The 23,246-nt window shown below is 72.6% G+C and carries 17 protein-coding genes; 9 read left to right on the forward strand and 8 right to left on the reverse strand.

Annotation, left to right across the window (positions count from 1 at the left end):
- Positions 1-24: 24 nt before the first annotated feature.
- Both AB0I21_RS03445 and AB0I21_RS03450 read right to left on the reverse strand, forming a co-directional pair.
- The gene (locus AB0I21_RS03445) at positions 25-1,251 is read right to left on the reverse strand and encodes a helix-turn-helix domain-containing protein (protein ID WP_360558731.1); all 1,227 of its coding nucleotides are present in this window, start codon (positions 1,249-1,251) and stop codon (positions 25-27) included.
- A gap of 12 nt (positions 1,252-1,263) precedes the next feature.
- Positions 1,264-2,271 (reverse strand): cellulase family glycosylhydrolase, encoded by a 1,008-nt coding sequence (locus tag AB0I21_RS03450; protein ID WP_360558733.1) that lies wholly within the window; start codon positions 2,269-2,271, stop codon positions 1,264-1,266.
- 112 nt (positions 2,272-2,383) lie between these two features.
- Between AB0I21_RS03450 and AB0I21_RS03455 the strand changes: the two genes are divergently transcribed.
- Entirely contained in the window at positions 2,384-4,630 is a 2,247-nt protein-coding gene (locus tag AB0I21_RS03455) for a UvrD-helicase domain-containing protein (RefSeq protein WP_360558734.1), read from the forward strand.
- A gap of 41 nt (positions 4,631-4,671) precedes the next feature.
- On the opposite strand, the gene AB0I21_RS03460 is transcribed toward AB0I21_RS03455, so the two are convergent.
- Together AB0I21_RS03460 and AB0I21_RS03465 are read right to left on the reverse strand one after the other, a co-directional pair.
- On the reverse strand, positions 4,672-5,556 hold the full coding sequence (locus AB0I21_RS03460) for a hypothetical protein (RefSeq protein WP_360558736.1): 885 nt from the start codon (positions 5,554-5,556) through the stop codon (positions 4,672-4,674).
- 9 nt (positions 5,557-5,565) lie between these two features.
- Positions 5,566-6,498: a sulfotransferase gene (locus tag AB0I21_RS03465; protein WP_360558738.1), complete on the reverse strand. Its 933-nt coding sequence runs from the start codon at positions 6,496-6,498 to the stop codon at positions 5,566-5,568.
- Positions 6,499-6,591: 93 nt separating this feature from the next.
- Between AB0I21_RS03465 and AB0I21_RS03470 the strand changes: the two genes are divergently transcribed.
- From AB0I21_RS03470 to AB0I21_RS03500, 7 genes are all read left to right on the forward strand, one after another.
- Entirely contained in the window at positions 6,592-7,488 is an 897-nt protein-coding gene (locus AB0I21_RS03470) for a ParA family protein (RefSeq protein ID WP_360558739.1), read from the forward strand.
- Between the two features lie 13 nt (positions 7,489-7,501).
- Positions 7,502-7,897, forward strand: a complete 396-nt coding sequence (locus AB0I21_RS03475; RefSeq protein WP_360558741.1) for a Rho termination factor N-terminal domain-containing protein — start codon at positions 7,502-7,504, stop codon at positions 7,895-7,897.
- Positions 7,898-8,376: 479 nt separating this feature from the next.
- Positions 8,377-9,417 carry a hypothetical protein gene (locus AB0I21_RS03480; protein ID WP_360558742.1) on the forward strand — a complete coding sequence of 347 codons (1,041 nt, stop codon included), beginning with the start codon at positions 8,377-8,379 and terminating at the stop codon, positions 9,415-9,417.
- A gap of 64 nt (positions 9,418-9,481) precedes the next feature.
- Positions 9,482-10,825, forward strand: a complete 1,344-nt coding sequence (locus AB0I21_RS03485; RefSeq protein ID WP_360558743.1) for a protein phosphatase 2C domain-containing protein — start codon at positions 9,482-9,484, stop codon at positions 10,823-10,825.
- A complete protein-coding gene (locus AB0I21_RS03490) occupies positions 10,822-12,147 on the forward strand; it encodes a hypothetical protein (RefSeq protein ID WP_360558745.1) in 1,326 nt (441 codons plus the stop codon). The genes AB0I21_RS03485 and AB0I21_RS03490 overlap by 4 nt, the downstream gene beginning before the upstream one ends.
- An 82-nt stretch (positions 12,148-12,229) precedes the next feature.
- Entirely contained in the window at positions 12,230-12,898 is a 669-nt protein-coding gene (locus AB0I21_RS03495; protein ID WP_344506162.1) for a VWA domain-containing protein, read from the forward strand.
- Between the two features lie 63 nt (positions 12,899-12,961).
- Positions 12,962-14,263, forward strand: a complete 1,302-nt coding sequence (locus tag AB0I21_RS03500) for a TIGR04013 family B12-binding domain/radical SAM domain-containing protein (RefSeq protein WP_360558747.1) — start codon at positions 12,962-12,964, stop codon at positions 14,261-14,263.
- A gap of 106 nt (positions 14,264-14,369) precedes the next feature.
- Here the strand turns inward: AB0I21_RS03500 and AB0I21_RS03505 are convergent, their stop codons facing one another.
- The 4 genes from AB0I21_RS03505 to AB0I21_RS03520 form a co-directional block, all read right to left on the reverse strand.
- Positions 14,370-16,337, reverse strand: coding sequence for a cutinase family protein (locus AB0I21_RS03505; RefSeq protein WP_360558749.1), 1,968 nt, complete (start codon positions 16,335-16,337; stop codon positions 14,370-14,372).
- Positions 16,338-16,626: 289 nt separating this feature from the next.
- On the reverse strand, positions 16,627-17,904 hold the full coding sequence (locus AB0I21_RS03510) for a cellulase family glycosylhydrolase (protein ID WP_360558751.1): 1,278 nt from the start codon (positions 17,902-17,904) through the stop codon (positions 16,627-16,629).
- 85 nt (positions 17,905-17,989) lie between these two features.
- Positions 17,990-19,411, reverse strand: a complete 1,422-nt coding sequence (gltX, locus tag AB0I21_RS03515; RefSeq protein ID WP_360558752.1) for a glutamate--tRNA ligase — start codon at positions 19,409-19,411, stop codon at positions 17,990-17,992.
- Between the two features lie 9 nt (positions 19,412-19,420).
- Positions 19,421-19,912, reverse strand: coding sequence for a MarR family transcriptional regulator (locus tag AB0I21_RS03520; RefSeq protein WP_360558753.1), 492 nt, complete (start codon positions 19,910-19,912; stop codon positions 19,421-19,423).
- Between the two features lie 98 nt (positions 19,913-20,010).
- On the opposite strand from AB0I21_RS03520, the gene AB0I21_RS03525 reads away from it, so the two are divergent.
- Positions 20,011-23,202: an efflux RND transporter permease subunit gene (locus tag AB0I21_RS03525; protein WP_360558755.1), complete on the forward strand. Its 3,192-nt coding sequence runs from the start codon at positions 20,011-20,013 to the stop codon at positions 23,200-23,202.
- Positions 23,203-23,246 lie beyond the last annotated feature (44 nt).

Genomic DNA, 23,246 nt, shown 5'->3' on the forward strand with positions numbered 1-23,246 from the left:
ACTGCGTCACAGCTGCCGGGTACATCACTGGGACGGCGGATTCGAGGGTGCGGGTGCGAACGGATCCAGTCTGCCGATCGTCAGCGCGATCCGCAGGGCGAACGCGTCACGTGGCACCAGCGGGACGAACCCGGTGACCTCGCCGATGCGGCGCAGCCGGTACCGGACCGTGTTCGGGTGCACGAACAGCCCGCGCGCGGCGCTTTCGAGGACGCCGCCGCCGGCGTAGAACGCGTCCAGGGTCTCCAGCAGCTCGCCGCCGGCCCGCACGAGCGCGCCGTAGATGTCCTGCCGCAGGATCCGCCGCGCCTCCGCGTCGCCGGCGAGGGCCCGCTCCGGCAGCAGGTCCGCGGCGGCGACGGGGCGGGGCGCGGCCGGCCACGCGGGCGCGGCCCGGAACCCCGCCAGGGCGGCCCTGGCCGACTCGGTCGCCTCGTCCAGCGACGGCACCGCCGGCCCCACCACGACCGGCCCTTCGCCGAACCCGACGAGGAGCCGCTCGGTCGCCGCGATCGGGTCGGGCGCGCCGCCGAGGACCACGACGAGGCGGTCGCCGTGCACGCCGCCGAGGATCTCGACCCCGATGCGGCGGGCCGCCCGGTAGACGGTGTGCAGCACCGCGGTCGCCTCCCCGCCGGGGGACCGGCCGACCGCGACCGCGACCGGCGGCGCGTCCGCCCAGCCGAGTGCCGCCGCCCGGCTGGCGAGGACGTCGGAGGAGTCGCCGCGCAGCAGCGCGTCGACGAGCAGCGCCTGCAGCCGCGCGTCCCAGGCGCCGCGGGTCTCCGCCGCCCGCGCGTACACCCGGGCGGCGCCGAACGCGACCTCCCGGCTGTAGTGCAGCACCGCCTCGCGGATCCCGGCCTCCTCACCCTCGGCGGCCAGGAGCGGCAGCTGCTCCTCGACGACCTCGATCGTGACCCGGATCAGCTGGACGGTCTGGCCGAGGTTGATCGAGCGGGCCAGGGCACGCGGGGCGGCGTCGAAGAACTCGTCGGAGCTGTCGGGCGGCAGCGGCGCGCCCTCCTGCCGGTTGCGCAGCCAGTCGACCAGGGACCGGACGCCGGCCTGCGCGACCAGCATCACCCACGCCCGCTGGTCGGCGGGGAGGTCGCGGAACCAGGGCAGCGTCTCGTCCATCCGCGCCACGCTCGCGGTCGCGAGGGCGCCGGCGGCCCGCTCGATCGAGCGCACGCTCGCCTCGAGGCTTCGGCGGGTGTCACGCCCCGCCGGCGGCTCCTGGTTCGTCACCCGCACAGCTTTTCATCGTCTGGCCGCCAACCAGAAGCCGCCGTAGATCCCGGCCTCCCGGGAGGTCTGCCGCAGGCCGTCCGGGCCGTCGATGAGGCGCCTGCCCCAGGCGGTCCTGCGGGCCGGGCTGAACGCGTCGACCATGTCCAGGTAGTGGTACTCGGCGCTGTTGCCGCTCCACGCCCAGCCGAGGTACCCGAGGTCGTGCTGCTGGCAGTACGCCATGATCGCGTCCTCGTCCGGGTCGCCGTACTGGTGCATCGAGGAGAACTCCCCGACGACGATCGGCAGCCGCTGCCGCACGAACGTGTCGAGGTAGCCGGAGACCTTGTCCGGGGTGTTGAACGGCCCGTACATGTGCACGTCGAAGACCGTGTTGTGCTCCGGGTCGGCGGCGAACACCTCCGCCGCGTGGTCGTACATGACGTGGAACGAGTCGTTGCCCCAGTTCGGCGCGTCGACCATGATCGCGTGCAGCAGGCCGGCGCCGCGCAGCCGCTCGATCGCCCGCTTCGTGTCGCCGATCCAGTCCATGTTCACCGCGTGGCCGGAGGGCTCGTTGGCGACGTTGATGATGACGTACGACTCCTGCCGCAGCAGCACCTTGCGCAGCGTCAGCCAGTAGTCGACGGCCTGGGCGATGGTCGCCGCGCCGGGCTCCGTGCCGTACCCCATCGTGTCGTGCACGTCGAGCACGCAGATCAGCCGGTTCGCCCGGCACTGCCCGATGATCCCGGCGACCTCGGCGGGGGTGGTCGCGGGGAACCCGGTGCCGCTGGACAGCGCGACCCGCACCGAGTTGGCCCCGGTCGCCTTGATGTCGGCGAACACCGACTTCGGCCCCTTGCCGAAGTAGTACCCGTGGTTCACCCCGCGCAGCACGAGCCGTTCCCCGTTCGCCTCGACGAGATGGCCGCGTTCGGCCTTGATGCCGCTGGCGCCGTAGGCGGGCTCCACCGAGACGTATGCGGCCCCGAGCAACGACAGCAGCAGGGCGAGGAACGCCGCTCTGATCAGCACGGCCCGGCGCTACCCGCCGATCTGCCCACGAAACGGGGGATCGACCGAGGTCCTTGTCGGCGGGTAACCTGGAGATCACGTAGCGTGGTCAAGATCGTGCGAGAGGCGGGCCGTGGAGTCCAAGCCGGCTGAGCTGGCCACCGAGATCGCCTTGGAGCAGCAGCACTTCGACCTCGCCCGCAAGCACCGCGAACGCGCCCGGGCGGAGCTCGGCGAGGTCCCCGACGCGGCCGCCAACGCGGGCGCCGGCCGCCGGCTCGCGGTCTTCCGCCGCAGCCGCAAGGAGGCGATCGCCCCACCGGAGGAGCAGGTCGCGTTCGGCCGGATCGACTGCCTGCCCGCCGACCCGCCCGGCCGCTCGGGCGTCGACGACACGTTCTACATCGGGCGCGAGACCGTCTTCGACGACCAGCGGCAGGTGCTCGTCGTCAACTGGCAGACCCCGATCGGCGCCCTGTACTACGAGTCGACCCACGAGGACCCGCGCGGCCTGCGGCGCAAGCGCACGTTCCACTGCGACGGCAACCGGATCCGCGACTTCGACGACGTCGTCTTCGCCCAGCTCGCGACGGCCGTCGCCGCCCTCGCGGAGGCGGGGCCCGACGACGCGCTGCTGGCCGAGCTCGACCGGGGCCGCACCGGCACGATGACGGACATCGTCGCCACCATCCAGGGCGCCCAGTCGCGGCTGATCCGCTCACCCCTGGACCAGCTGCTCGTCATCGAGGGCGGCCCGGGCACCGGCAAGACCGCCGTCGCGCTGCACCGCGTGTCGTGGCTGCTGTACAACCACCGCGACCGCCTGCGCCCCCAGGACGTGCTCGTCGTCGGCCCGCACCCCGCCTTCACCCGCTACATCCGCACCGTCCTGCCGAGCCTCGGCGACGCCGACGTGGTGCAGCTCGACATCGACCAGCTGGCGCCGCCCGTACAACGTGGACGCCCGGAGCCCGCGCAGACCCGGCGGATCAAGGGTGAGGCGAGGATGGCCCGGCTGCTCGCCCGGGCCCTGGAGAACCGGGTCGGCACCCCCGAGCCCGCGGAGCGGATGCTCTTCGACGGCACGTTCCTCACCCTCTCCGGCGTCGAGGTCGCCGCTGCTGTCGCGTCCGCGCGGCAGGCCGGGGGCCCGTACGCGCAACGCCGCCAGCGGCTCAGGGCGCAGCTCGCCGATCTCGTCCGCGCCCGCGGCGGCCCCACCGACCCGGAGCGCCTCGGCCCGGTCGAGAACCTCCTCGAGCGCCTCTGGCCCCTGCAGAGCGCCGCCGCGTTCCTGCGCGCCCTCCTCGGCTCCCGGGCCAGGCTCGCGGGCGCCGCCGGCGACGAGTTCACCGCCGACGAGGTGGCGCTGCTGCACCGCCGCGGCGCCGACAAGCTCTCCGAGCAGATCTGGAGCAACGCCGACCTGCCGCTGCTCGACGAGCTGGAGGATCTCCTCAACGGCGTGCAGCGGCGGTACCGCCACGTCGTCGTCGACGAGGCGCAGGACCTCTCCCCGATGCAGCTGCGCGCCGTCGCCCGCCGCTGCCCGACCGGCTCCCTCACCGTCGTCGGTGACCTCGCCCAGTCCACCGGCGCCTGGGCCCGCGACCACTGGGAGGAGGTCACCGAGCACCTGCCCGCGGTGCTGCCCCAGGTCGTCGTCGGGCTCCGGTACGGCTACCGGGTCCCGCGCCAGGTCTACGAGCTCGCCGCCGAGCTGCTACCGGTCGCCGCCCCCGACGTCGAGCCGACCCGCGCCGTCCGCGAAGGCCCCGCCGACCCGGGCATCCACGTCGTCGAGCCCGCCGAACGCGCGGCCCGCGCCGCCCTCGTCGCCAAGGACCACGCCCTCGGCGGCCGCTTCGTCGGCATCGTCTGCCCCGCCGCCTGCCGGTCCGAGCTCGAGTTCGCCCTGCACGCCAACGACCTGCAGTGGGGCCGCGCCGACCAGGGTGAGCTGGACCACCCGATCAACCTGGTCAGCCCCCAGGAGGCCAAGGGCCTCGAGTTCGACGCCGTCATCGTCGTCGAACCGGAGGAGATCGTCGCCGAGGACGACCGCGGCCACCGGCTGCTGTTCGTCGCCCTCACCCGCACGATCCGCTACCTCGACATCGTCTGCTCCGGTGACCCCCTCCCCGTCGAGCCCGGCCCCGACGTCACCGCCCGCATCCCCCGCCAGCGCGCCGTCGTCGAGCCCGACCCCGACCCGACCCTCGAATTGACCCAGCTGGACCGCCTCGCCGAGGACCTGGCCACCCTCATCGCCGGCAACACCCCCACGTCCATGTGGGACGAGGTCCTCCACCGCACCGCCGCCCTCCTCGACACCCGCGCCGACCGCCCCCGCCCCACCGGCCGCCACCGCCGCGACTGACCCGCCGGCCCGCCCGGTGCCGGTCCGGTGCCGGTCCGGTGTCAGTCCGGGGTGGGTTCGGTGCGCAGCTCGTGGGCGCCGTCGGGGCGGGTGACCTCGTAGTACAGGCGGCCCGGGACGGTGGTCAGGTAGCGCAGGCCGTGCGGCGGGTGGGGGGAGCCGCAGGGGGCGGCGGACGCGGCGGTCAGCGGGCCGAAGAGGCCGTCCGGGCCCAGGGCGCCGGTGGCGGTGCCGGTGCGCTCCTCCCAGTTCTCCTCCGCGGTGGCGCGGCCGTCGTACGTGGCGGTCAGCGTCCCCTCGTGGACCGAGACGGCGGAGAGGCGGACACCGCGGGCGTCCCAGTGGCCGGGGCGCGGGGCGAGGGCGACGCCCTGCCAGGCCCAGTCGACGCCGTCGGGGCTGGTGGCGTACCAGGTGGACATGCGGTCGGCGTGTTCGGGGGTCTCCAGGGGGTGGACGGAGGCCCAGAGGTGCCAGCGGAGGCCGTCGAAGTGCAGGACGGGGTCCTTGACGCCGATCTCGGCGGAGCCGGGCAGGACGGTCAGGGCGGGGGCGTCGCCGAGCTTCCCCGGCTCGTCGGCCTCCAGGAGGTCGACCCGCCAGTGCTTGGTGCCGGGGGTGGCGACGCTGACGTACAGGCGCCAGCGGCCCTCGGGGGTGACGACCAGGGCGGGGCGTTCCAGGGAGGCGCCGCCGAAGCGTTCCCTGGTCACCTCGGCGACCGTGGTGAAGTGCACGCCGTCCGACGAGCGGGCCACGACGTTCGCGTACCCGCGGCCCGAGCCGATCGGGCGGCGCAACCGGTACGCCAGGAACACCGACGAACCGAGCATGACCGCGCTCGGTCCGCCGGCCCAGTTGCCGGGCCCGCCGGCGGGTGGGGCGACGACGACGTCGGAACCTGTCAGGCGGGGCAGTGCGGGCAACGAAGGCTCCTAGCGGTAGTTGCTGGCGTGCTCGAGGCTCAGCCAGTCGGCGTACGACTCGCCGGAGACCTCCTGCAGCAGCTCGATCTCCTCGACGAACCGGGGCAGCAGCGCGGCACGCTGCTCGGCGGTGACCTTCGGCCGCCTGCCGTGCTGGCGGTGCAGGAGCGCGAGCAGCGGGGTGCTGAACGCCCGGCGCACCGGCACGGGGAACCGATGCCCGATCCTCCCACCGTTGCGCAGCAGGAGGCGCAGGCCGGCGTTGACCCGCGTGTCGGCGACGTACCGGCGCACGTTCTCCGGCGGGATCTGCGCCACGTGCCCGGTGCCGACGCCCAGGAACGCGCACACCCGGTCGACGGTGGCCGCGGGGTCGTCGCGGAGGTCCCTGTAGCGCAGCAGCAGGAGCCGCTCACGAGGGAAGAAGCGCAGCAGGTGGCGCAGCTGGCTGCCGTACCGGCCGAGGGCCGTGTAGTGCCAGAAGTCCGCCCAGCCGGCCGCCTTCCTGGTCTCCTCCAGCTCGACCGCCCGCAGGAAGTCCGCCTCGGACTCCAGGCCGGCGCCCCACAGGTGGGACCAGTTGGAGTGGGCGCGGTCGACCGGGTCGCGGAGCACCAGGACGAGCTTCGCGTCGGGGATCAGCTTCGCGATGCGTTCGTGCGCCGCCAGGTCGTACAGGTAGAACGGCGTCGCCTCGCCCCGCAGCGCCCCTGCCGGTGCGGGGTCGAACAGCGCCTCGTAGTCCGCCCGGCGCCACACGTGCTCCTGGTAGGTCTGCCGGTCGCCGGGCCCGCCGGCCGTGGGCGGCGGGCCGTCGGACAGGAAGAACTTGGGCTCCTTGACCTCTGGGAGGAAGAGCTGCGGGTGTCGTACGAGTGCCGCGTGCAACGCCGAGGTGCCCGCCTTCGGCACCCCGGCGACCAGGAAGTCCGGCAACGCCATCACAACCTCCTACCTATCTTGTCGATAGGAAAGACAGCCTAACCGCCACGGGCGGGGGACGACAACGGAGTCCGCCGATGGCATGCTGCGGTGATGAGCGTGGTCTCTGTCATCAACTACAAGGGCGGGGTCGGCAAGACCACACTGACGGCCAACATCGGCGCCGAGCTCGCCGCCCGCGGGCGCACGGTGCTGCTCATCGACCTCGATCCGCAGGCGAGCCTCACGTTCTCCTTCTACCGGCCCGCCGAGTTCGAGTCGCGGCCCACGATCCTGCCGTGGTTCGCCGGTTACCTCGCCACCCGCGCCGCCGAGCCGCTGCACAAGTACGTGGTGAGCCCGCGCGAGATCAACGCCGTGGTGCAGCCCCTGGGTGGCCGGCTGGACCTGCTCGCCGGCGACCTCGGGCTCATCGAGGTCGACCTCGACCTGGCCGCGGCGCTCGGCGGTGCCCGCCTGCGGGCCGGCAGCCCCCGCTACCTGCCGGTGCACCGGCTGCTCGCCGACGCCCTCACCGACCACGCGTTCGACGGGTACGACTCGATCCTCATCGACTGCGCACCCAACTTCAACATGGTCACCCGCACCGCCATGGTCGCCAGCGACCACGTCGTGGTCCCGGCCCGCCCCGACTACCTGTCGACCCGCGGCATCGACTACCTGCGGGCCCGCATGTCCCGGCTGGTCGAGGAGTACAACGCGGCCGCGCCCCACCCGATCAACCCGGAGATCATCGGCGTCGTCTACACGATGGTCCAGTACACCGGCGCGGGCCCGCTCATCTCGCAGCGCACCTCGGTCAACGAGACCTCCCGCATCGAGATCCCCGTCTTCCGCCAGACCATCCGCGACAACAAGACGGCCGTCACCGACGCCGGCGAGCGCAGCCTCCCCGTCGTGCTCGCCCCACCCGGCACCGCCTCGATCGAGACCCTACGATACGAGTTCCAGCAGCTGACGAGCGAGTTCCTGGCGCGCACCCGGATCTGAGGAGCCTTCCGCGATGACCGACCCCGCCGACCTCGCCCACGACGTCCTGCTCAAGGTCGCGGCGTTCGTGAAGTCCCTGCCGGCCGCGGAGCTGGCCGACCTCGCCTCCGGCGCGGCGAAGCTCACCCTGGTGTCGAAGGCCGGCGCTCCCGCCACCACGTCGAGGCCCCTGTCCCGCCCCGTCGCCGAGATCGAGACCATGCTGTCGGAGATCGGCACCCGCGCCGCGGCCGTGCAGTACCTCAACGACGAACGCCTCACGGTGCCCCAGCTCCGCGAACTGGCCAAGGTCCTCGGCGTCGCCCTCCCCGGCAGGTCCACGAAGTCCGACATCACCACGAGAATCGTGGACTCCGTCGTCGGCCGGCGCCTGGACGCCTCGGCCATCGACCGCCTGGCCGGCCGCTGACCATCAGCATCGGGCCGGTCGTCTCCTCGCGCCCGCCGGCGGACTCCGGCACGCAGCGGTGAGCGACGCCGGCTCGCTCCTCTGCGCGCTCCGACCGGGTGAGCGGGTCGGTCGCGGCCGGACCTGAGGGGCGGTCGCGCCCGCCTGCGCCGCTGTCCGTCAGATGGGGGAGGACCGCGACAGGCGACCGACCGGAGGATGCCGATGGGCACCGTGTGCGTCACGCCGCGGCCGCCCGGCCCGCCGCGGTCGGCGGCATGACCGGAATCCTCCGGAGGGCCCTCAATGGCAGGCGTATGCATCAGTCGTCGCGTGGCGCCGCTCGTCGTCGGGCGGCCCGGCCGCGAGCCCGGCGCCGGCGAGGTGGTCCGGAGCGGCGGGTCACCGCGGGCGGGGTCGCCTGACGTCCGTGGGCGGCCGGCATCCGCAGGCCGTGCCGGCCGCCGTCACCTGAAGGTTGGAGACCGGTGATGTACCCGATGCATCGACAGGACCCTCGACAGGGCCACCCGGCGCAGCCCCGCTCGCTGATCCTGAGCGAGCAGCCGGTCGCCAGGGTGCAGCTGCTCGCCAGGCCGATCCTCAGGGCCGGCGTGACCGCGGTGTACTCGACTCAGGAAGGCAAGTTGGAGGACCTCGGCCGGCTGCTGACCTTCGGCGAGGCGATGTCCGGCCGGTACAAGACCATGTACGAGGTCGACATCTCCCACCACGAGTGCACCGTCTCCACCGGGCGGGACCCGCTGCCGGCGAAGAGCGACAGCTCCTTCTTCGCGGCGAAGGTCGACATCGGCTGGCAGGTCACGGACCCGGTCAAGGTCGTGCGCGAGGGGGTCCGCGACGGCGAGCAGGTCGTCGTCCGGCGCGTCATGGACGCCATGCGCAAGGTCAGCAGGAAGTACGGGATCACCGACTGCGACCAGGTCGAACAGGAGATCAACGAGCTCTACGACCCACCGGTCCGCATCTTCGGCTACGGCCTGACGATCGACCACGTCTCCGCGCACGTCACGCGCGACGACGCCGCCCGCGACCACCTGCGACAGCAGGCCCAGATCGAGCGTCAGACGGATCCCGGCGCCCGCGGGCACACCCTCGACGGCGCGGTGGCCGCCGGGGTGCGGGGGGAGTTCGGGTCGCTCGCCGCCCACCTGCGGCACCACCCCGACCAGACCCTCCGGGTGCTGCGGCTGATGCACGCCCGGCAGCAGGAGCTCGAGCAGCGGCAGGACGCGGTGTTCCGCAGCTCCGACGAGATGTTCCGCACGATGCTCGACGCCGGCCTGATCCAGAACATGGACATCGAGGAGATCCGCGACCAGCTGCTCCGCGACACCCGGAACATGACGACCGGCGGGCCGCCGCCGGCGAACGCGAGGCTCGGCGGGCCGGTCGCCGCCCCGCCCTCGAACGCAGCCGCGGCGCCCGGCCCGCACCAGACCGCCGCGCCGGCCGACCCGACCGGTGTCGCCGGTTGGCGGAAGCGCAGGCCGGCCCAGTCCGGGCCGACCAGCAACTGACCGCCGTCCCTACCCGGTGTTCGCGCTCATCGCGGTGGGCACCCTGGCGAACGAGAAGAGATCGATGTCCATGCAGATATTGACGCGGCTGCGCCACGGCATCTCGAGCGTGCTGCGCGGCCAGGGAACCACCACCGGCGCCACCGGCGCATCAGAACCGGACGACCGGGACACCGCGCGCCAGGACGGTACGCGCCAGGACGGCACGCGCCGGGACATGCACCAGGGCGAAGCCCGCCGGGGGTGGCGGGAGCACGCCCGCTCGGTCCAGCGCGGCGGCCGGGAGCGCGCCGGCGGCCGCGTCACGGGCCCGGACGGCGCCGACGGCGGCCCGCCGGCGCCGGTCCCGCCGCCGATCGACCGGGAGTTCGAGCGCCGGTACCCGTCGCCGGGCCACGACCACCGGGACGGCCGGCCGCCCGCGGAGCGCGGCAGGAACGGCACCGACCAGGCGCCGCCCCCGCGGCAGGGCCGTCCCGAACCGGTGCAGGATCCCCCCGCCGGCAGCCCCGCGCACAGCGACCTGGTGCCGGCGCACGCGGTGCCGCCCCGGTTCGCCCCCGTGTCCCGGGCCTCGCAGATGGCGTGGCTGCTGCCGCAGGAGCCGGCATCGCCGCCCGGCGTCGCGGCCGACCAGGCGCGCGTGGGCGACCTGCGGATCCGCGCGGCGTCCGTGGTCGGCGCGGGACACCGGTGCGAACGCCCCGCGAAACCGAGGCAGGACGCCTACCGGGTCGCCCAGGACGCCACCGGCGACCACCTCATCATCGCGGTCGCCGACGGCATGTCGGACAGCTCGCGCGCGGAGCTCGGGGCGTCGGTCGCGGTCGGCACCGCCGTCGGGCTGCTGCGCCGGGAGCTGGACCAGGGGGTGCCGCCCGACCGCCTGTCGGTCGAACGGATCTTCGCCGAGGTCGCCGGCAACATCGCCGCGGCCGCCCGCGAGCGGGGACTCGACCCCGCACACGTCCGGACCACCCTCGCCTTGGCCGTGCTGCCGACGCGCTCCACCGGCGTCCGGCGCATCGCCTGGGCCGGGCAGCTGGCCGACACCCACCTGTGGATGCTGCGGCGGCAGCGCTGGCAGTGCCTGACCGGCGAGGCGAAGGAACAGTTCGACGGCAGCGCGCTCAGCGCGTTCCTGCCGCACTACCCGCAGGCCGCCCGGGCGATCCTGTTCGACCTCAACGAGGCGGTGGCGGTCGCGCTGCTCTCCGACGGCGTCGCCGACGCGTTCAGCCAGGTGGACGGCGCCGAGCACTGGTTCGCCGACCGGTGGCGGGATCCGCCGCCGCTCGCGTCGTTCATGCTCGACGTCGACTTCCAGGCCAAGGGCCTGCTCGACGACCGCACCGCGGTGGTGGTCTGGCCGCACGCGGCCGGCGGCCCGGAAGTGGCACGGCCATGAGCGTGATGCACCTGCCGGCCGTCGTGCAGATCCCCGTGCTCGGCAAGTTCGACGGCCCGCCCCAGTTCCAGGGCGGCGGGCAGAGCGAGGGCGTCTGGCGCATCCCGGCGCGCCCGGGCCTGCTGTTCAAGCGGTACACCTGGGACGCGGCGGCGGCCCTGGACATCGCCGCCATGGACCGCCTGATCGCCCAGCCCGCGGCCCTGCAGGACGCCACGGACCGCACGCTCGTGGCGCAGTCGACCGCCTGGCCGGTCAGCCGGGTCACCGACGGCGACCGCACCGTCGGCGTCGTCATGCCGGAGGCCCCCGACGACCTGCTGGTCTCCTGGAAGTCGACGAACTCGAAGACGGCGTCGATCAGGCGCGAGCGGCTCCCGATCGACTGGCTCGCCAAGCCGAACGACTACCTCGTCAAGCGCGGGGTGCCGGAGCAGTCCGCGCCCGACCGGACCCGGTTCTGCGTCATGCTGGCCCAGCTCGCCGGGCTCTTCGAGCGCTGCGGCATCGTCTACGCGGACTGGTCCTACGCCAACGCGTTCTGGCACCCCACCAGGCACACCGTGTACCTCATCGACATCGACGGCAGCTCCTACGGGCCGCGCCCGCACGTCAACACGGCCAACTTCGAGGACCCGCTCACACCGATGCCGCAGCAGGTCGACACGTACGTCGACCGGTACCGGGTCGCGCTGCTGATCGCCCGGGTGCTCACCGCGAAGCGCGAGGTACCCGAGGTCACGGCCGCGCTCTCCGGCTCGGGTGGCGCCGTCCCGGACACCCTGCTGCGGATGCTGACGGCCCCGACCCGGCAGGGACGGCCGAGCCTCCGGCAGCTGCTGCAGGCGTTCGGCACGGTCGACCCGTCCGGCGTCATCGACTGGCGGCCACGGCAGCGGACGGGCCCGCCCACCCGAGCCGGTGCGCCGGTCACCCCCACCCAGACGATCCGGCCGGGCCCGCCCAGCCAGCCCACCCTGACCACTGGGCCTGTCACCGCCACCGGCCGGGCGGCGGTCACGGGCGCGATCCGGCCGATGCCCTCGCAGCCGCGGCGGACGCCCGCCGGCACCCAGGGCACCCGGGCCACCCCTTCGATCGTGCCCGGACCGGCCGGAAGGAACCCGGCGCGCACCTCGCCGGCCCGGCCGGGCGGCGCCACGGGGAACATCCGCCGGCCGCCGCCGCGGGCCAGCGCCAGGGCGACGCGTTCGTCGTCCGCCGGCGCGAACCCGGTCCTGGGGTTCATCGCGATCGCCATCCTCATCGCCATCGCGGTGGCGCTGTTCTGCGGCGGTTACGCCCTGCTGTCGTCGCTCTGAGCGCGTGCGTGCCAGCCGTCCGTCAGTACACGAGCGAGCCGGGTGACCGTGGTACGTCCGACAACCGAAGGGATCGAGCGCCGTGAACGCGCCAGCACTGAAGTCGAAGTGCCTGCCGACCTATCTGGTCATCGACACCTCGTCATCGATGAAATCGCACGAGAGTCTGCTCAACGACACGGTCGACCACGTGTTCGACGTGGTCGGCAACAGCCCGCGCGTCGCCGAGTTCGCACACGTCTCCATCATCACCTTCAACACGGACGCGCACGTCGTGCTGGAGCTGTCGGACATCGAGACGGTCGAGAACCTGCCCACCATCACGTGCCAGGGCACGACCAACTACGGCAAGATGTTCCAGCTGGTCAAGCAGCGCATCGACGCCGACATCAGCGGGCTGACGCACGACGGCCGCCGTGCCGTGCTCCGGCCGGCGGTGTTCATCCTCACCGACGGCGAGCCGATGGACAAGGACTGGGCCACCCAGTTCAACGCGCTCACCGACGCCTCGTGGCGCCGCAGGCCGCACATCATCTCGTACGGTTTCGGCACCGCCAACGCGACGGTGCTCGGGAAGATCGCCACGAAGGCCGCCTACCTCGCCACCGACGTGGACAAGGAGAAGGAGGCGATCGTCTCGATGCTCACCAGCCTGCTCAACACCCTCGTGGCCTCGGCGAGCGCCCAGGAGTTCCGCATCCCGGACGACGTCCCCGGATACACGCGCGTGCCGATCGAGTTCGTCGACTGACCGAGGGCGCGAGCGGCACGGCACGCGGCGGCGCCCCGCTGCGGCCTGCCTACACTGCACCGTGTGAGCGACCTGGTCCTGATTCTGCGGTACCGCAAGGCGGTGACCTACGGGTTCCACACGCTGCTGGCGGCGCTCGAGGAGCACGTCACGCAGACGCGGTACGAGGTGGTGTTCGCGGAGTCGGCGCGGGCCACCATCGAGGCGATCAACGACCGGCCGGGGCGCAAGCTGGTGCTGTGGTCGTTCTACTCGCCGGACGCCGCCGCCCTCGCTGAGGAGCTGGCGACGATCAAGGAGCAGGCGCCCGGGGCGGTGCACGTCGCCGGTGGGGTGCACGCGACCGCGGAGCCGGTGCAGTCGCTCGACGCCGGGTGGGACGTCGCGGCGGTGGGGGAGGGGGAGCGCACGTTCCTCGACCTCGTCGACAGCGGCGGCGAGCCGGAGGGCATCGCGGGGCTGGTCCACCGGGACGGCACCGGCGCGGTGCGGCGCAACGGGAAGGCGCACAAGGAGCCGCTGGGGACCTATCGGGCGTTTCCCCTGTCGTACAAGCGGATGAACCCGATCGAGATCACCAGGGGCTGCATCTACGCGTGCCGGTTCTGCCAGACGCCGTTCATGTTCTCGGCGCGGTTCCGGCACCGGAGCGTGGAGAACGTGCGGTGGCACGTGGACCGGATGCGGGAGCTCGGGAAGCGCGACGTGCGGTTCATCACGCCGACGTCGCTGTCCTACGGGACCGACGGGGAGGAGCCGGACCTCGCGGCGGTGGAGGAGCTCCTCGCGAGCTGCAAGGAAGGGATCGGCCCGGACGGGCGGGTGTTCTTCGGGTCGTTCCCGAGCGAGATCCGGCCCGAGCACATGACCGTCGAGGCGTTGCGGCTCGTCAAGCGGTACTGCGCCAACGACAACCTCATCGTCGGGGCGCAGTCGGGGTCGGAGCGCGTCCTGGCGGCCGCGAAACGCGGGCACGACGTCGAGTCGGTGCGGCGGGCGGTGCGCATCGGCATCGCCGAAGGGTTCCGGATCAACGTCGACATGATCTTCGGCATGCCGGGGGAGGACCCGGCGGACGCGGAGGCGTCGCTGCGGCTGGCGCAGGAGCTGGCGGGGCTCGGCGCCAGGATCCACTCGCACGTGTTCATGCCGCTGCCGGGCACGCCGTGGCGGGACGCGCCGCCCGGGGACGTCGACCCCGAGACGATCCGCGCCGTGTCGCGGCTCGCGCAGCAGGGGGCGCTGTACGGGCACTGGCAGAAGCAGCGCGAGCACGCCACCCGCCTCGCCGCCGCGGCGGTCGAGTACCCGCGCCCCGGCCGCAGCCGCACCCTGCTCCCGCTCGCGGACGAGCCGCGCGGGTGAGCCCGGCCAGGGTCAGGGCGGCGGCGTGGATCGGCATCCTGGCAGTGGTGTGGCTGACCGTCGCGGGGTTCCTGACCACCGCGACGGTCAGCCGGCGCAAGGACGGCTAGCGCAGGCGGCGGCGACGGATCGTCACCAGCAGCGCCGCGCCGGCCACGATCAGGCCGAAGCCGGCGTAGAGCAGGGGCATCAGGTTCGAGCCCGTGCGTCCGAGCTGGTCCTCGGCTTTCGGTGGCGTCGCCGGCACCGGTGAGGCCGGCGCACCGGAGGGCGTCGACGGCGGGGTCGCCGGCGCGGTCGGGGTGGCGCTCCCCGGCGGCTCGGACGGGCCGCCGAGCGGCACGGTCACCACGCCGGGGGCGGCCGTCACCGTCTGCGTGGCCGTGGCGACCGTCTCGTGGCCCTTGCCGTCCTTGACGCGCACGGTCACCTTGTACGAGCCCGCCTTCGCGTACGTGTGCGTCAGCTGCCCGGTCGTGGTCGTCTCGTCGGCGGTGCCGTCGCCGTCGACGTCCCACTCGTAGGTGAGGCCGGCGGCGGCGTTCGCGTCGGTCGCGGTCATCGTCGTGGGGACCCCGGCGAACGCGGCGGGCACGCCCAGCGTGACGACCGGCGCGGACGTGGCGTCGGCGAGCGACTCGAGGATCTTCGCGGCGACGTCGGCCGGGTCGCCGATCGGGGCGACCTCGCCGCCGGTCTCGGCGGCGATCGCGCTCAGCTGGGCCTGCAGGGTGGCGTCGGCGGCCAGCCCGTACAGGCGGATCGGCCCGGTCGACGACGGTGCCAGCTTGGCGGAGGCGAAGCTGCCCGCGGCGTTGAACGCCTTGACGACGTCGTCCTTCGTGTAGCCGGTGACCGCCTCCGGGTCGTGGGCGGGGGCGTCGCCGATGACGATGACGACCCGGCGGGCGGTGGGCCGCCACGCGACCCCCGCGGCGGTGATCATGCCGGAGTAGACGGCCTCGGGGGTGTCGCCGCCGCCGGCCGCGACGAGCTTGTCCAGGCCCGACCGGAAGGCGGTGGCGTCGCCGGTGAGCGGCGTGACGACCCGCGCCACGAACTCGTCGCCGTGGTCGCGGTACTCGGCGAGCCCCACCTGGAAGCTGGAGGACGACGTGCGCAGCTTGTCCGCGATGCTCGCCGCGGAGCTGCGGGCGTTGGTGATGTACGGCGTCATCGAGCCGGTCGTGTCGATCGCGAACACCACGTCGAGGGCGACCTTCTCCGTCGCCGGCGGCGGGTTGTTCCGCGCCGTGCGGTACATGTCGACGATGACGGTGGCGAGGGTCCTGCGCTCCGCGGCGGCCACGCCGTAGTTGGTGTGCTCGCCGGAGTTCCACAGCAGCCGCGCGTCGCAGACCGGGTCGTGGACGTGGCAGAAGCTGTACGTGGCGAACTTCCGCCCGGCGAGCTGGTCGGGCAGCAGTGCGTCGACGTCGCCGCCCATGGTCCGGTACGCGGCGAGCAGCGAACCGCCGCCGCCGGTCGCGCCGGTGCCCTTCGCGTAGCCGGCGCCCGGGTGCAGCTCCGGGTCGCCGATGAGGAACGTGCCGGCGATCCACGAGTCGGGCGTGTACTTCAGCGCGATCCGGGCCGCGGTCGCGCCCTGGGAGTAGCCCAGCAGCACGAACCGGCGGCCGGGGCAGGCGCGGCGGGACTCGACCATGTGCTTCCAGGCGGCGGTGCCGCCCTTGCCGGCGGACTCGAGCATCTTCGCGGGCTCGGCCTTGAAGCTGAGCGGCGACAGGTCGAGGTAGTCCTCGAGCGGGATCGCCGGGTAGTCGGCGAGCGGCACGCCCCAGACGGGTGCGTGGTTGAGGTTGACGCCGTCGGACGTGGTCATCGTCCGGGCCTCGTCGACGATGCCCTTGAGGCGCGGGCCCATCCACTCGTGGGCTTCGCCGTCCTTGGTGTTCTGGTCCTCGCCGGATCCGCGGAACGCGATCACCTCGACGAGGTCGTCGCAGACTGGGGCGTGCGCGGCGGCCGGCGCCGCGCCCACCGGGGCGACGGCAGGCAGGACGGCGGCGAGCGCCGCGCAGAGTAAGACGGCGGGTTTCAACGGTAAGTGCATCTGCGGGCACTCCTCTGACGGGTTGAGACCGGGTGCGCGTGACGTCGGCGCTACCTTCGGTGAACCCGGACGAGCCTATTGAGCGTGCCCGCTGCGGACATCGGTCGTCACGGTGCGTGCGCCGCTGTTCCGGCGCGGATCCGTCACCGGGTCGGGCAGACCTGGTGTCGTTCTCCCGATCGGCCCGTGTCGCCGGTACGGCGCGGCTCGTTGATGCACGGCAGTGGCCAGCGACTGGTCACCGCGGCGCGGTGACCGGAGACCGGTGACACACCGGCCGGGTGACCGGTCAGCTCGCCGGTGTGGTGACGGCGGCGACGAGTGCGGAGCGTGGTGAGCGGGTGCCGAGGAGGTCCCTGGAGTACACGGCGAACGTGTGCTCGGTCGAGCCGCGCAGCCCGCGCAGCGTCACCGTCGACCGGCTGGTCGTGAGGACGCGGGTCTCCGCGGCGCCGTCGACCGCCACCACCTGGTAGGTCGCGTAGCGCCGGGGCTTCCAGGACAGCACGACCTGCGAGCTGGTCACGTCCAGGACCCGCACCTCCTGCGGTGCCCGGGGCTGGGAGGCGGCGCCGCTGTTGCGGTAGACGGTGGCCTCGCGGGTGCCGGTGGTCAGCCCGTTGGGGCCGGAGATGAAACGGCGGCCCCAGGCGGTGAGCTTCCCGGCGTCGAAGTTGTCGACCAGGTCGAGGTAGCTGTACTGCTTGTCGTTGCCGCTCCACGACCAGCCGAAGTAGCCGAGCTCGCGGGCCTCCGCGAAGGCCATGATCGCGTCCTCGTCGGGGTCGCCCCACTGGTGCTCGCCGGAGAACTCGCCGATGAGGATCGGCAGGCGGCGCTCGGTGAACGAGCTCAGGTAGGAGTTGACCTTCCCGGCGGTGCCGAACTCGCCGTACATGTGGATGTCGAACAGCGTGTTGCCCTGCGGGTCGGCGTCGCGGACCTTCTCCGCGTTGTCGCGCATCACGAACGACTCGTCCTGACCCCAGCCGGGCGCGTCGACCATGAGCGCGTTGCGGTAGCCGGCGGCGCGCAGCGCCCGGATCGCGTCGGAGGTCTGCTGCACCCAGGGCATCGTCGTGCCGTTGCCGAACGGCTCGTTGGCGATGTTGACGACGATGTAGTCCTCCGAGCCGACGAGGGCCTCGCGGACGTCGAGCCAGAACTGGACGGCCTGCGCCATCGTCGCGGCCTTCCGGTCCTGGCCGAAGCCGGTCGTGTCGTGCGCGTCGAGGATGCAGATGAGCCGGTTCGCCTTGCACAGCCCGACGACCTTCGCGATGTCCTCGGTGCCGCTGCGCCGCCACTGGTGCCCGATGCCGAGCGGGAGCCGGACCGCGTTGGCGCCGGCGGCCTTGATCGCGGCGAACGAGCTGTTGCGGTCCGGGTACCACATGAAGTCGTGGTTGACGCCGCGCAGCACGAGGTCGCTGCCGCTGGCCTCGACGAGCCGCCCGTCGCGCACATGGATCCCGGTGCGCGGGGCGGCCTCGGCCTCGGCGTGGGCGGCCCGGGCGGGTGTCAGCAGGGCGCCGGCGAGCACGGCGAGCACGACCAGGCTTCTCACGAGGCGAACCGCTACCCGGGCGGGTCCGGGTCACACCCGCGGGCAGGGTGACGCCGCCGGACGAACCCTGCCCGGGGTCGCCCGGTCAGAGCTTGTCGAGGGCCGCGCGGAGGCGGGCGAGGGTGCGGTCGCGGCCGAGGACCTCGAGGGACTCGAAGAGCGGCAGCCCCACCGACCGGCCGGTGACCGCGACCCGGATCGGGGCCTGGGCCTTGCCGAGCTTGAGGCCCCGCTCGGCGCCGACCGCCTCCAGGGTCGACTTCAGCGACTCCGCGTCCCACGCCGCCGTCCCGAACGCCGCGATCGCCGCGCCGAGCAGGTCGGCCGCGCCGTCCTTCATCGCCTTCGCCCAGGCGGCCTCGTCGACGGCCGGCTCCGGCAGGAACGCGAAGTCGACGTTCTGCACGATCTCGGCGAGCAGCGCGATGCGGGTCTGCGCGTGCGGGGCGAGCGCGTCGAAGACCTTCGGGTCGTAGTCGGCCGGGTCCCACGGGGGAGCGGCGACCGGGGTGCCGCCGGGCGCGACCGGCGTGCCGGTGAGCCACGGCCGGCAGGCGTCGGTGAACTCCTGCGGCGTCAGGGCGCGGATGTACTCCCCGTTGAACGCGCGGAGCTTCTTCTCGTCGAAGAACGCCGGCGACGGGTTGACCTCCTCCAGGCGGAACTCGTCCTCGATCACGGACCACGGCACGATCTCGCGGTCGCCTGCCGGCGCCCAGCCGAGCAGCATCAGGTAGTTGCGCATCGCGTCGGCGAGGTAGCCCTCGTCGCGGTACTGCTCCAGGGCCACCTTGTCGCGGCGCTTCGACAGCTTCTGGCGCTTCTCGTTGACCACCACCGGCACGTGCGCCCACACCGGCGGGGTCTTGCCCAGCGCCGCCCACAGCAGCTGCTGCTTCGGCGTGTTGGGCAGGTGCTCCTCGGCGCGGATGACGTGGGTGATGCCCATGGTCATGTCGTCGACGACGTTGGCGAGCAGGAACACCGCGGAGCCGTCGGCGCGGGCGATGACGAAGTCCTCGATGAGCTTGTTGTCGAACGTGGGCTCGCCGCGGACCAGGTCGACCACGACGGTCGAGCCCTCGTCAGGGGTGCGGAAGCGCAGCGCGCGGCCCTCGCCGGGGCCGAGGGACCGGTCGCGGCAGAACCCGTCGTAGCCGCGGAACTGCGGGCCGGACCGCTCCTGGATCTGCTCCCGGGTGCAGTCGCAGTAGTACGCCTTCCCGGCGGTGTAGAGCTCGTGCGCGGCGCGGGTGTGCTGCTCCGCATACGTCGACTGGAAATACGGCCCCTCGTAGGTGTCGCGGGCGATGCCGATCCACGCGAGGGCGTTGAGGATGCCCTCGGTCCACTCCGGCCGGTTGCGGGCCGCGTCGGTGTCCTCGATCCGCAGCACGAACACCCCGCCCTGCTGCTTGGCATAGATCCAGTTCTGCAGGGCCGAACGGGCACCGCCGACATGGAACATCCCGGTGGGGGAGGGGGCGAAACGCACGCGAACCGTCACACCCCCAGCCTAGTGGCTGGCATTTTCGAGGTCATCCGGGATTGCGATGCCCTGCTCCAGCGCATCCTCGCGGGCCGCTTCCAGCAGCCGGGCCAGGACGGTCTCCAGCATGAGCAGCGTGTCGTCGTCGACGCGGCTCAGCAGCCGCTGCTGGGCGCGGGCGCCGCTGTCCATGATCTCGACCAGGAGCTCCTGCCCGGCGGCCGACAGGTGGAGCCGGCGGATCCGGCGGTCGTGCGGGTCCTCGGCCCTGGTGACGTAGCCGTGCGTCACGAGCCGGTCGACGATCCCGGACAGGGTGGCCAACGTCACGCCGAGGTGCCGGGTCAGCTCCTGCGAGGCGACCCCGTCGTGACGAGCGAGCAGAATAAGCACCTTGAGCTGCTGCATCGTGAGGTTTACTGAGAACAGCCGGTTGGTCCGGTCGTACGCGAACAGGGTGCGCAGACGCTGCTCGGCCGTCATCACGCGCAGCAGCAGCGCTTCCCTGTGAGTCTTCACAGGGAAGTTGTACCCCCTGTAACCATTTTGTGCGAGGCGAACGGTTAGCATCACACGAACTAACGTCTGTCTTAGCCGATCGGAAGAAGACTCCAGACATGTCGTTCCTCGCCCGGCTCAGTTTGGCGAACCGGGGGCTGGTCGCGATCATCGCGATCGTCGTCCTGGGCTTCGGCGCCATTGCCATCCCGTCGTTGAAACAGCAGCTCATCCCGTCGATCGACTTCCCCGCCGCGTTCGTGCTGGCGCCCTACCCGGGCGTGTCGCCGGACATCGTGGAGGAGCAGGTCACCCAGCCCATCGAGAACGCGCTGCAGGGCGTGCCGGGGCTGACCGACATCACCTCCACCACGCGTGAGGGGGTCGCGACGGTCCAGGTGTCGTTCGAGTTCGGCTCGTCCATCGACGACATCACCAACAAGATCCAGACCGCGATCAACCGGATCAAGTCGACGCTGCCGTCGACCGTCGACCCGCAGGTCATCGCCGGCTCGACCGACGACCTGCCGGCCGTGGTGCTCGCCGCCAGCAAGTCCGGCGACCAGGTCGCGTTCGCGCAGCAGCTCGACGCGATCGTCGTGCCCGCGCTGCAGGGGATCGAGGGCGTGCGCGCCGTCGAGGTCACCGGCGCCGGGAAGCAGGACGTCGAGATCACGCTGGACCCGGCGAAGGCGTTCCCGGCCGGGGTCAACGCCCAGACGGTGACCGCCGCGCTGAAGTCCAACGGCGTGTCGTTCCCCGCCGGCACCCTCACCGAGGGCGACCGCAGCCTCTCCGTGCAGGTCGGCGGTACCCTGGCGACCCTCGACGACCTGAAGAACCTCAACGTCACGCCGACGGCGAAGCTCGGTGACGTCGCCAAGGTCGAGCTGAAGGCCGCCGAGACGACGTCGATCACCCGCACCAACGGCAAGCCCAGCCTCGGCATCGCGGTCACCGCCTCGCCCGACGGCAACGCGGTGAAGATCAGCCACGAGGTGCAGGACAAGCTCGACGACCTCAAGAAGGAGCTCGGCGGCGACGTGGCGATCACGTCCGTCTTCGACCAGGCGCCGTTCGTGGAGAAGTCCATCAAGAGCCTCAGCACGGAGGGCGCCCTCGGCCTGCTCTTCGCCGTGCTGGTGATCCTGGTCTTCCTGTTCTCGCTGCGCTCGACGCTCGTCACCGCGGTGTCGATCCCGCTGTCGGTCGTCGTCGCCCTGATCGGCCTGTGGACCGGCGACTACTCGCTCAACCTGCTCACCCTCGGCGCGCTCACCATCGCCGTCGGCCGCGTCGTCGACGACTCCATCGTCGTGCTGGAGAACATCAAACGACATCTGGAGTACGGCGAGGAGAAGCGCCACGCGATCCTCACCGGCGTCCGCGAGGTCACCAGCGCCGTCGTCGCCTCCACCTTGACCACGGTCGCGGTGTTCCTGCCGATCGGTCTCGTCGGCGGCTTCGCCGGGCAGCTGTTCCGCCCGTTCGCGATCACCATCACCGTGGCGCTGCTCGCGTCGCTGCTGGTCTCGCTGACCGTCGTGCCGGTCCTCGCGTACTGGTTCCTGCGCCCGCCGAAGCAGGTCGGCGCCCTGGAGCGGGAGGCGATCCTCGCCAAGGCCCTCGACAAGGAGGAGCGCAGCCGCCTCCAGCGGACCTACGTGCCGATCATCAGCTGGGTCACCCGCAGCCGCGGCACCCGCTGGGCGACCGTCGGCTTCAGCCTCCTCGTGTTCGTCGCGACGCTCATCCTGGCCGGCCAGCTGAAGACCAACTTCATCGACCAGAGCGGCCAGACGGAGTTCTCCATCTCGCAGGAGCTGCCGGTCGGCTCCAGCCTCGCCGTCACCGACGCCGCCGCGAAGAAGGTCGAGGACCTCCTCGGGGCCCGCTCCGACATCGAGTCCTACCAGGTCACCATCGGCGCCTCGGCCGGCTTCGGCTTCGCCGGCGCGCAGTCGGGCAACACGTCCAACTTCTCGGTCACCGCGAAGGAGGACGCCGACGTCGACAAGGTCATCGAGGAGCTGCGCAAGCAGGTCACCGACCAGAAGGCGTTCGGCACCGTGAAGATCGCCGCCGGTGGCGGTGGTGGCGGCTCCACCGACCAGCTCGAGGTCGTCGTCAAGGCCAACAACACCGCGGACCTGGCCACCGCGGCGAAGGCGGCGCAGGAGGCGATGACCGGCACCCCGGGCATCGCGGACGTGGAGAGCAACCTCGCGGCCAGCAACCCGCGCATCGAGGTGCGGGTCAAGCGGGACGTCGCGGCGAAGTACGGGCTGTCCGACGCGGCCGTCGGCGGCATCGTCAGCGCCGCGTACCGCGGGCAGAACCTCGCCCAGCTCACCGTCGACGGCCAGGAGCGCGACCTGATCCTGCGCTCCGGCCCGGCCCCGGCCACGCTCGACGCGCTCAAGGCGCTCGCGATCCCCGTCCAGGGCGGCAAGACGCCGTTCGTCCGGCTGGACGAGATCGCGGACGTCAAGGAGGGCGCCGGCCCGGTCGCCATCACCCGCATCGACGGCAACCGCAGCGCCTCCGTCACCGGCCGGGCCGAGGGCTCCGACCTGGGCACGGTCTCCGCGGACCTGCAGAAGAAGATCGACACGCTGACCCTGCCGGCCGGCGCGACCGTCACCCTCGGCGGCGTCACCCAGGACCAGCAGGAGGCGTTCGCGCAGCTCGGCCTGGCCATGCTCGCCGCGATCGCGATCGTCTTCATCATCATGGTGGCGACGTTCCGCAGCATCGCGCAGCCGTTCATCCTGCTGGTGTCGATCCCCTTCGCGGCGACCGGGGCGATCCTGCTCCTGCTCATCACGGACACCCCGCTGGGGCTGCCCTCGATGATCGGCGTCCTGATGCTCATCGGCATCGTCGTCACCAACGCGATCGTGCTGATGGACCTCATCAACCAGTACCGGGAAAGCGGCATGCCCGTCCGGCAGGCGGTCATCGAGGGCGGCCGGCACCGGCTCCGCCCGATCCTGATGACGGCCGTCGCGACGATCTGCGCCCTGCTGCCCATGGCCGTCGGCCTCACCGGCGAGGGCGGGTTCATCTCCCAGCCCCTCGCGATCGTGGTCATCGGCGGCCTGGTCAGCTCGACCCTGCTGACCCTGGTGCTCGTGCCCACGCTGTACACCATGGTCGAAGGCGTGAAGGAGCGCCGCCGCCTCAAGCGTGAGGGACGGCACGCCGCCCCCACCGCTCCGTCCTCGGAGGCGGACGGGTCGGCCGGGGTGGACGCCGAGGGCGAGGGCCGGCACCGCGTCGACCCGCTCGAGCCCGCACCGTCGCACTAGATCCGCACCGCACGACCGACCGGCCACCCGTCACCTCGACGGGT

This window comes from Dactylosporangium sp. NPDC050588, from assembly GCF_040654975.1.
Lineage (GTDB): Bacteria > Actinomycetota > Actinomycetes > Mycobacteriales > Micromonosporaceae > Dactylosporangium > Dactylosporangium maewongense.

Excerpts from the sequence above, each read along its gene's own strand:
- AB0I21_RS03465 (WP_360558738.1), bottom strand. The coding sequence starts at position 6,498 with ATGGCGTTGCCGGACTTCCTGGTCGCCGGGGTGCCGAAGGCGGGCACC.
- AB0I21_RS03525 (WP_360558755.1), top strand. The coding sequence starts at position 20,011 with ATGTCGTTCCTCGCCCGGCTCAGTTTGGCGAACCGGGGGCTGGTCGCG.
- AB0I21_RS03485 (WP_360558743.1), top strand. The coding sequence starts at position 9,482 with ATGTCCATGCAGATATTGACGCGGCTGCGCCACGGCATCTCGAGCGTG.
- AB0I21_RS03490 (WP_360558745.1), top strand. The coding sequence starts at position 10,822 with ATGAGCGTGATGCACCTGCCGGCCGTCGTGCAGATCCCCGTGCTCGGC.
- AB0I21_RS03480 (WP_360558742.1), top strand. The coding sequence starts at position 8,377 with ATGCATCGACAGGACCCTCGACAGGGCCACCCGGCGCAGCCCCGCTCG.
- AB0I21_RS03470 (WP_360558739.1), top strand. The coding sequence starts at position 6,592 with ATGAGCGTGGTCTCTGTCATCAACTACAAGGGCGGGGTCGGCAAGACC.
- AB0I21_RS03475 (WP_360558741.1), top strand. The coding sequence starts at position 7,502 with ATGACCGACCCCGCCGACCTCGCCCACGACGTCCTGCTCAAGGTCGCG.
- AB0I21_RS03505 (WP_360558749.1), bottom strand. The coding sequence starts at position 16,337 with ATGCACTTACCGTTGAAACCCGCCGTCTTACTCTGCGCGGCGCTCGCC.